Here is a 6,691-nt window from a genome sequence, read left to right on the forward strand (position 1 = left end):
ATGATCGAAGACAGCGAAACCATCGACGAGTTTCTCGCCCGGCACGCCTCCGACGTCGAAGAAGCGATCCGCAAGGCGGCCGCCGCCGAGATCATGCCGCGCTGGCGGCAGCTCGCCGCGCACGAGGTCGACCAGAAGAACGGCCCCCACGACCTCGTCACCGACGCCGACCGCAAGGCCGAGCTGTATCTGACCGAGGCGCTGCCCGCCCTGCTGCCCGGCTCCGTCGTGGTCGGCGAGGAGGCGGTCCACGCCAACCCCGCGTCGTACGAGGCGATCCACGGCGACGCGCCGGTCTGGATCGTCGACCCGGTGGACGGCACCCGGCAGTTCGTGCACGGCGAGCCCGGCTTCTGCACGCTCGTCGCCCTCGCCCTGGACGGCGTGGTGCGCGCCTCCTGGACGTACGCGCCCGCGCTCGACCGGCTCGCCGTGGCCGTCCGGGGCAAGGGGGCCACACTGGACGGCGAGCCGCTGCGCGCGGGGTCACCGGAGCCCGGCCGTGACCTCGACGTCGCCACCTCCCACCCCGACTACACCACGGAGGAGCAGAAGGCGGCGCTGCTCGGCCTGTGGACGGAAGGCGTCGCCCCGCGCCCGTGCGGATCGGCGGGCCTGGAGTATCTCGCCATCGCCCAGGGGCGGTTGGACGCGGTCGCGTTCTCCTGGGAGGCGGCCTGGGACCACGCGGCGGGCCTCCTCCTCGTCGAGGAGTCCGGCGGCGCCCACCTCACGCTCGCGGACGAGCCCTTCCGGATAACCGGCGGCAACACCCTGCCGTTCACCGCGGCACGGGACACGGCCACGGCTCACCGGGTGCGGGGGTTGCTGTCGGCCGGAGCCTGAGCTGGCAGCCGCCGTTGCCCATGCGGATGTCGATCACCTCGAACACGGCGGGCGTGCTCTCCGGCGGCCACTGACACCCGGCCCGCAGGAGGATCAGCGCGTCGACGAAGCCGGGCACGGACAGACCGAGGTCCACGAACACCCCGGTGACGCCGGGGCCCCACGGGGAGACGGTGAACCTGCCGGGCAGACGCCCGCCGACGGGGACGGGGCCGCAGTCGTGCCGGACATCGCACTGGCGGTGGCTGCGGGCCCGGCCCCACGCCAGGTCGAACTCCCGCTCGGTGACCGGCACCGCGTCCACCGGTTCCGCGACGGGCCCCGGCCGGCCCGTGCCGTACACGACCTCGTACAGCTGGACGCCGAGCTCACCACCGGCCCGCCGGACCTCCGCCCGTTCCGCCGGGTCGGCGGCGACCAGGGCCGCCCGTTCCCCGCCCCGGAACGAGATCTGCCGCAGTACGCTCCCGTCGTCCCCCACCTCGAACCAGTGCCGAAGGCCCTGCTCGGGGTCGGTGAAGCGGAACCGGCGCGTCATGCGGCGCAGCCTACCCATGCCGTGGCTGTCGGTGGTCGGGCATATCCTGAGCGCAGGTTCGCCGCCGGGCGGAAGCCCGTCCGCGGCGCTCGATGGCCATCGGCTGACGAAGGGGTCCGAACGTGCCGGCGATGCTCGACGCGGTGGTGGTGGGGGCGGGGCCGAACGGCCTGACGGCTGCCGTGGAGCTGGCCCGCCGCGGATTCTCCGTGGCGGTGTTCGAAGCCAGGGACACGGTCGGCGGAGGCGCCCGCACCGCCGAGCTGACCCTGCCCGGCTTCCGGCACGACCCGTGCTCGGCGGCCCACCCCCTGGGAGTCAACTCGCCCGCGTTCAATGGGATGCCGCTCGCCCGCTACGGCCTGGAGTGGCTGCACGCGGAGCTGCCCATGGCGCACCCGTTCCTCGACGGCTCCGCGGCTGTGCTGTCGCGCTCGGTGGGGGAGACGGCGGCCTCGTTCGGGCCGCGGGACGCCGGCGCGTACCGCCGACTGGTCGAGCCGTTCCTGCCCAAGTGGGACACCCTGGTACGGGACTTCATGTCGCTGCCCCTGTCGGCGCTGCCCCGCGACCCGGTCACCCTCGCCCGCTTCGGCCTCGCCGGGCTGCCCCCCTCCACCTGGCTGATGCGCCGCTTCAAGGACGAGAAGGCCAAGGCGCTGTTCTCCGGACTGGTCGCGCATGTCATCGCCCCGCTCGGCGGTCTCGCCACCGGCGCCGTGGGCCTGGTCTTCGCGCTGGCCGCGCACGCCGCCGGCTGGCCCCTCGCCCGGGGCGGCTCCCAGGCCGTCTCGGACGCGCTCACCGCCTACCTCAAGGACCTCGGCGGCACCGTCCACACCGACTACGAGGTCAAGCGGCTCGACGACCTGCCGCCCGCGCGCGCCTACGTCTTCGACACCTCGCCCACCGCCCTGGCCCGCATCGCGGGCTTCGGGAGCGCCTACGCGTCGTACCGGTACGGCGCGAGCGTCTTCAAGCTCGACTACGCGCTGGACGGCCCCGTGCCCTGGACCGCACAGGAGGCACGCGCCGCGGGCACGGTCCAGGTGGGGGCGAGCAAGGCGGAGATCAGCACCGCTCTGGACGCCGCCTCCCGGCACGGCCACGCCCCCGACCGGCCCTTCCTGATCACCGTGCAGCCCAGCCTCGTCGACCCCAGCCGCGCCCCCGAGGGCAAGCACGTCTTCTGGGCGTACGGGCACGTCCCGAACGGCTGGACCGGGGACTTGACGGACGCCGTGGAGCGCCAACTGGAGCGCTTCGCACCGGGGTTCCGCGACCGGATCCTCGCCCGCGCCACCGCAGGCCCGCCCGAACTCGCCGCGCACAACGCCAACTACGTCGGCGGTGACATCGCCTGCGGTGCCGCCTCCGGGCTCCAGCTGCTGCTCCGCCCGAAGCTCACGCTCCACCCGTACCGGACCCCGCACCCGGCCGTGTTCCTCTGCTCGTCGGCGACCCCGCCCGGCCCCGGGGTGCACGGAATGTCGGGGCACAACGCGGCCAAGGCGGTATGGCGGAGACTGCGCCAGGAACTCTGACAGCCAATAGCACGCAGGTGAGTTCACCGATAGGCATTATCAAGTCACGAAATGACAAAGTTCTTCACGTTTCCTCCACATGAATGTGCGGACGGCGGAGGTAGGTTGCCGCCATGAAAAATCGGAGATGGGATGTCCGCTCCGGTTCACGGCCAGCCGTGCGCCTGGCGGATCTCGCTCAACTCGTACGCGCGCCCGCCGCGTTGAGTGTGCCGGGTGACCTACTCGCCGGGGCCGCGGCGGCAGGACGCCCGCTCAGCGCACAGACGCTGGGAGCCATGGGATCATCCGTCTGCCTCTACTGGGCCGGCATGGCTCTCAACGACTACGCCGACGCCACGATCGACGCCGTCGAACGCCCCGAGCGGCCCGTCCCCTCGGGCCGCGTCCCCCGGGGTACCGCCCTCGCCGTCGCCGGCGCGCTCACCGCCGCGGGGCTGGGGCTCGCCGTGGCCTCGGGCGGTCGCCGCAGCCTCCTGGCAGCGCTGCCGCTGACCGGCGTCATCTGGGCCTACGACCTGAAGCTCAAGTCCACCCCCGCCGGAGCGGCCGCCATGGCCTCGGCCCGGACCCTGGACGTGCTCTCGGGCGCACTGGCCGCCGGGCGTCCCGGCGAAACCGGCAGGGCACTGCTGCGCGGCGCGCTCCCGGCCGCACTGGTCGGCGCCCACACGTACACGCTGTCCGCCCTCAGCCGCCATGAGATCTCCGGCGCCCCCGCCCGCGTGCCCGCCTCGACCCTCGCCGCCGCCACGACCACGGCCCTCGCGACGGCGCTGCCCGCCGTCCGCACGGCGATCGTCTCGGCACGGGCCGGTGAGGCGGCACCGTCCCCCGGGCGCACGGCAGCGTCCGCAGCCCAGCGGCACCCCGGCAGCCATCCCACCACTCGGTCGGCCGTCACCCGGGCCGCCGTCGTCGGCGCCGGAGCCCTCGCCTACCTCGGCACCTATGGCACCGCCCAGATCCGTGCCGTACGGGAGCCGTCGGGCGAGAACGTACGGCGGGCCGTCGGGGCCGGAATCCTCGGGTTCCTGCCCCTGCAGACGGCCCTGACCGCGCGCAGCGGAGCCACGGTCGCGGCGGCCGCCCTCGGCGTCGCCCACCCCCTGGCCCGGCGGCTCGCCCGGCGTGTCTCCCCCACCTGAACCACCCCCTCGACCAGCACAGACCTCCGCGGGAGGAACGCCGGCATGACCGTGCCCCCCACCCCCCTCAGATTCGGTTACGGCACCAACGGCTTCACCAACCACAGCATCGCCGACGTCCTCACCGTCCTCGCCGACCTCGGCTACGACGGAGTCGCCCTCACCCTCGACCACGGACACCTCGACCCGTACGCCCCCGACCTGCCCCGACGGGTCGCCGAGATCGCCCGGGACCTCGACCGGCACGACCTCGACGTGACGCTGGAGACCGGCGCGCCCTATCTCCTCGATCCCTGGGGCAAGCACCACCCGACCCTGATGTCCGACGCGGCGGAACAGCGGATCGACCTGCTGCGGCGCGCCGTACGGATCGCCGCCGACCTCGGCTCGCCCACCGTCCACCTGTGCAGCGGCCCGGCACCGGAGGACGGGCTGCCGCGACGGGACGCCTGGAAGCGGCTCGCGGCGGGCGTCGAGACCGTCCTGGAGACCGCCGAGGAGTACGGCGTTTCCCTGGCCTTCGAGCCGGAACCGTACATGTTCGTCGACACCGTCGAACGATGCCTGGAACTGGCGGAACTCATCGGCGGACACGAGCTGTTCGGGATCACCCTCGACGTGGGGCACGCCCACTGCGTGGAGGAGCGGACCCTGCTGGAGTGCCTGCGGCTCGCCGCGCCGCGCCTGCTCAACGTGCAGATCGAGGACATGCGGCGCGGCGTCCACCAGCACCTCGAATTCGGCGCCGGCGAGATCGACTTCCCGCCCGTGCTGGCCGCCCTGCGGGACCTCGGCCACCGCGGACTGGTCTCCGTGGAGATCCAGGGCGGCTCCCTCGACGCCCCCGACGTGGCCCGCCGCTCCCTCGAGTTCCTGCGCGCCGCGGCGGCCTGACCCCCTTCGGCACCTTCCTCTCGCTTCCCTTCTCTTCTCCTCCTCTCGTGTTCCCCTCGCTCCACCCCCCACCGGAGGCTGTTCCGGCCTCGGCCTCAAGGAGGAACACCAGTGAGCACCCCGCCCAGAAGCACCCCGCCCGCGACCGCGTCAGCGGGCCCGCCGCGCGTGAGTGGCGAGTCGGCGAGCACGCCGACCGCGAGTACCGCGTCAGCGGGCGCGTCCCCGGCCGGCACCCCGCCTGCGAACCGGCTCGTCGTCCTCGACATCGTCGGGCTCACCCCGAAGCTGCTGAGGCACATGCCCGCCGTCGCCGCCCTCGGCGAGCGCGGCTTCCGGGCCTGCCTCGACCCCGTCCTGCCCGCCGTGACCTGCACCGTCCAGTCCACCTTCCTCACCGGCGAACCCCCTTCCGGGCACGGCGCGGTGGGCAACGGCTGGTACTTCCGCGACCTCGGCGAGGTACTGCCGTGGCGGCAGCACAACGCGCTCGTCGGCGGCGAGAAGATCTGGGACACGGCCCGCAGGACCGTCCCCGGCTACAAGGTCGCCAACATCTGCTGGTGGTACGCGATGGGCGCGGACGTCGACCTCACCGTCACCCCCCGCCCCGTCTACTACTCCGACGGCCGCAAGGAACCCGACTGCTACACCTGGCCCCCGTCCCTGCACGACGAACTCACCGACCGGCTCGGTCCGTTCCCGCTGTTCACCTACTGGGGCCCAACGCCGGGATGCCCTCCACCCAGTGGATCCTCGGCGCCGCCCGCCAGGTCTTCGACGAGCACCGGCCCGACCTCACCCTCGTCTACGTCCCCCAACTCGACTACGAGCCCCAGCGATCCGGCCCCGACTCGCCGGAGACGACCGCGAGCGCCCGCCGGCTCGACGAGGCGCTGCGCCCGCTGATCGACCACCTCCTGCGCGAGGGCGCCACGATCGTCGCGCTCAGCGAGTACGGCATCACCCCCGCCTCCCGCCCCGTCGACATCAACCGCGCGCTGCGCCGCGCCGGACTCCTCGACGTGTACACCCAGGACGGCATGGAGTACCTCGACCCGTGGACCTCACGGGCCTTCGCCGTCGCCGACCACCAGATCGCCCACGTATACGTCCGCGACCCGGCCGACGCCGCCCACGTCGCGGGGCTCCTCGCCGAACTCGACGGCGTGGACGAGGTGCTGGACGCCGAGGGCAAGAAGGCCCACGGCCTGGACCACGAGCGCTCCGGCGAACTGGTGGCGGTCACCGCCCCCGACGCCTGGTTCACGTACTACTACTGGCTGGACGACGCGCACGCGCCCGACTTAGCCCGCCAGGTCGAGATCCACCGCAAGCCGGGCTACGACCCGGCCGAGTTGCTGTACGACGACACCGTCCCGGCGGTGAAGCTCCGCGCGATCGGCCAGGTGGCCCGCAAGAAGCTCGGGTTGCGCTACCGCATCAGCACCGTCCCACTGGACCCCTCCGGCGTCAGCGGCAGCCACGGCCGGCTGCCCGCCCACCCGGACGACGGCCCCGTCCTGCTGTGCTCCGCACCGGACGAGGCAGCACCTGTTGCTGACCCTCGCGGGCCTCTCCGCCACCGACGGGCCCACCTAGGCCCTGTCGTCAAATTCCCACCTGCCCCGCGACGCCATGCACGCGCTCTCGACGCACCGGGCCCTGACCCGAGTACGTCCAGTACACGGGTCAGGGCCCGGCACGCCGAGAGCACGCAC

5 protein-coding genes and 1 pseudogene are annotated in these 6,691 nt (G+C 73.3%); 5 read left to right on the forward strand and 1 reads right to left on the reverse strand.

Annotated features, from left to right (window positions below; genetic code table 11):
• Complete coding sequence (locus tag ACZ4Z2_RS21015; protein ID WP_468078124.1) at positions 1–846, forward strand: inositol monophosphatase family protein; 846 nt, start codon at positions 1–3, stop codon at positions 844–846.
• Here ACZ4Z2_RS21015 and ACZ4Z2_RS21020 read toward each other — a convergent pair.
• Entirely contained in the window at positions 782–1,384 is a 603-nt protein-coding gene (locus ACZ4Z2_RS21020; RefSeq protein WP_468078126.1) for a hypothetical protein, read from the reverse strand. The two genes, ACZ4Z2_RS21015 and ACZ4Z2_RS21020, sit on opposite strands and share 65 nt — an antisense overlap.
• Positions 1,385–1,515: 131 nt before the next feature.
• Here ACZ4Z2_RS21020 and ACZ4Z2_RS21025 point away from each other — a divergent pair, with 131 nt between their 5' ends.
• The 4 genes and pseudogenes from ACZ4Z2_RS21025 to ACZ4Z2_RS21040 form a co-directional block, all read left to right on the forward strand.
• Positions 1,516–2,928, forward strand: coding sequence for a phytoene desaturase family protein (locus tag ACZ4Z2_RS21025; protein WP_468078149.1), 1,413 nt, complete (start codon positions 1,516–1,518; stop codon positions 2,926–2,928).
• Positions 2,929–3,086: 158 nt separating this feature from the next.
• Positions 3,087–4,076 carry an SCO3242 family prenyltransferase gene (locus tag ACZ4Z2_RS21030; RefSeq protein ID WP_468078128.1) on the forward strand — a complete coding sequence of 330 codons (990 nt, stop codon included), beginning with the start codon at positions 3,087–3,089 and terminating at the stop codon, positions 4,074–4,076.
• Between the two features lie 45 nt (positions 4,077–4,121).
• Positions 4,122–4,970 (forward strand): sugar phosphate isomerase/epimerase family protein, encoded by an 849-nt coding sequence (locus ACZ4Z2_RS21035; protein ID WP_468078130.1) that lies wholly within the window; start codon positions 4,122–4,124, stop codon positions 4,968–4,970.
• Positions 4,971–5,270: 300 nt separating this feature from the next.
• Positions 5,271–6,520 (forward strand): annotated as a pseudogene (locus tag ACZ4Z2_RS21040) (alkaline phosphatase family protein); the annotation flags it as partial.
• Between the last annotated feature and the right edge of the window lie 171 nt (positions 6,521–6,691).

It is taken from the genome of Streptomyces sp. NPDC030183, assembly GCF_055573455.1.